Annotated in this window: 1 protein-coding gene; it reads left to right on the plus strand. The window is 74.3% G+C overall.

All coding sequences use genetic code 11. The features are described from left to right. Positions 1-156: 156 nt before the first annotated feature. Entirely contained in the window at positions 157-1,545 is a 1,389-nt protein-coding gene (locus VP06_RS29120; RefSeq protein ID WP_082167683.1) for an MdtA/MuxA family multidrug efflux RND transporter periplasmic adaptor subunit, read from the plus strand. The last annotated feature ends 200 nt before the right edge of the window (positions 1,546-1,745 follow it).

A 1,745-nucleotide genomic window follows, 5' to 3' on the forward strand; every position in this document is an offset into this window, starting at 1 on the left:
GGCATGTGGGAAAACGGGGGGTCCGTCCCCCCCGCCTGTGCGAACACGCTGCGGGCCTGGGGGCCGGGGGGGGGGGGGACCCCCCTTTGGTGGGGGCTCACGAGTTTTCCGCGGGCGGCCCCCCGCACGTCGTCGCTGCCCGCGCCCCCGGGCACGGTGTCGCCGCCCCCCCGCGGCCCGCCGCTTGGAGCTCGTGGGCCCCCCCCGGGGGGGCGGGCGGGGTCACGGTCCTACCCCGCGAGGCCCCCCCGGCCGTCCCCCCCTCCGACGGGGGGCGCACGCCGCCCCCCTGGGCCCCCCCCCCCCCCCCGCCGCGACGCCCGCCGCCGCGCCGGCCGGCGCGGCGGCGGGCGTCGCGGCGGGGGCGGGGAGGGGCCGCAGGCGGTCGGCGTCGCCACCGTGCAGAAGGGCGACATGCCGGTGGTGCTCTCAGGGTTAGGCACCGTGACCCCGCTCGCCACCGTGACGATCCGCTCGCAGGTGAGCGGATACCTGACCCAGATCGGCTTTCGCGAGGGCCAGACGGTCAAGGCCGGCGCCTTCCTGGCCCAGATCGACGTGCGGCCCTACGAGGCGCTGCTCGCGCAGTACCAGGGCCAGCTCCTGCGCGACCAGGCGCTGTTGCAGAACGCGCGCCTGGATCTCGCCCGCTACCAGACCCTGAATCGGCAGGATTCGATCGCCAAGCAGAACGTCGACACGCAAGCCGCCACGGTCAAGCAGTACGAGGGCATCGTCGCGTCCGACCAGGCCCAGATCGACCAGCAGAAGCTCAACATCAGTTACGGCCGCATCACCTCGCCGGTCGAGGGCCGGGTGGGCCTGCGCCAGATCGACCAGGGCAACTACGTCACCGCCGCCTCGACCGGTATCGTCGTGGTGACGCAGCTCCACCCGATCTCGGTGCTGTTCACCCTGCCGGAGACCGTGCTGTCGCGGGTGATGGACCGCCTGCGGGCCGGCGCCACCCTGCCGGTGCGGATCTTCGACCGCTCCGACACCACCGAGATCGCCCGGGGCACTCTCGACACCGTCGACAACCAGATCGACGTCACAACCGGCACGGTGAAGCTGCGCGCGCTGTTTCCCAACACGGACGACCGGCTGTTTCCCAACCAGTTCGTCAATGCCCGCCTCGACGTCGACACGGTGCGCGACGCGGCTCTGGTGCCGGCCGCCGCCGTCCTGCGCGGCACGCCCGGCACCTACGTCTATCTGCTCACGGCGGAGGACAAGGTGGCGGTGCGGCCGATCGAGATCGGCGAGAGCGACGGCGTGCGGACCGTGGTGATCAAGGGCCTGGCTTTCGGCGACCGGGTGGTGGTCGACGGGACCGACCGGCTGAAGGACGGGGCCTCGGTGCGGGTGACCGGCGGGCGGCCGGAGACGGCGGCCGGGCCGGAGGCGGCGAAGCCGGCGGAGGGGGAGGGCGCTGCTGCACCGAGCCGCCAGGAGGGGCAGCGCCAGGAAGGCCAGCGCCAGGAAGGCCAGCGTCCCGAGGGCGAGCGCCCCCATCGCCGTCGGCAGCAGAGCCAGAACCCGTGATCCACATGAAGCGCGCTGCCCTGACCCCTCCCCCCTCTGCGGGGGAGGGTGCCCCGCGGAGCGGGGCGGGAGAGGGGAACTCCGCCTCCGCAGAAGTCGCGACCATTCTGACAGGCGCCCGCTGGACCAGCGTCGCGCTGCCCCGCTCCCGCCCCACTCCGCGGGGCACCTTCCCCCGACCCAAGTCGGGCATGCCCGAC

It is taken from the genome of Methylobacterium aquaticum (assembly GCF_001043915.1).
GTDB classification, from domain to species: Bacteria; Pseudomonadota; Alphaproteobacteria; order Rhizobiales; family Beijerinckiaceae; genus Methylobacterium; species Methylobacterium aquaticum.